This window comes from Vibrio sp. 10N.286.49.E11, assembly GCF_041469505.1.
Taxonomy (GTDB): domain Bacteria; phylum Pseudomonadota; class Gammaproteobacteria; order Enterobacterales; family Vibrionaceae; genus Vibrio; species Vibrio crassostreae_C.
Genome location: NZ_JBFRKQ010000123.1, coordinates 1 through 369, shown reverse-complemented (window position 1 = coordinate 369; position 369 = coordinate 1). Strand labels below are relative to the sequence as shown.

General features: G+C 45.8%; 1 protein-coding gene and 1 pseudogene. Both read right to left on the bottom strand.

Features of this window, described 5'->3' with window-relative positions:
- Nucleotides 1–203 (bottom strand): IS66 family insertion sequence element accessory protein TnpB (tnpB, locus tag AB4167_RS21590; RefSeq protein ID WP_372137002.1); only part of this gene is annotated, 203 nt, incomplete at its 3' end.
- Nucleotides 200–369, bottom strand: a pseudogene (locus AB4167_RS21585) (IS66 family insertion sequence element accessory protein TnpB); the annotation flags it as partial. The gene tnpB and the pseudogene AB4167_RS21585, both read right to left, overlap by 4 nt.

The following is a 369-nucleotide window of genomic DNA, read 5'->3' as shown; positions in this document are numbered from 1 at the left end:
TACCAGAGGGCGAAGCCTGTCTTATCCCAGTACAGTACCTTGATCTTATCGCGCTGTTTATTGGTAAATAGGAACAGCGCACCGCTGCCAAGAGGCAAGTCAGTATCATTTTCGATAATCGCTGCGAGACCATTGATGGACTTTCTAAAATCGACGCTTTCACGATAAAGGTAAATGTTTGGAGCGCTGAGCATACCTTTCATGACAACGCTCCAATGAGTTCGGCAAGATAGGTGGCTGGCGTACCTTGAGGAATGCTCAGCTCCACATCATTGATGAGAAGTGTCATGTTAGCCGTAGCTATCTGGGCCTGATACTTGGTTGTCTTTTCAACGATTTCAGCTTTAATAAATCCGACAGATTCCGATG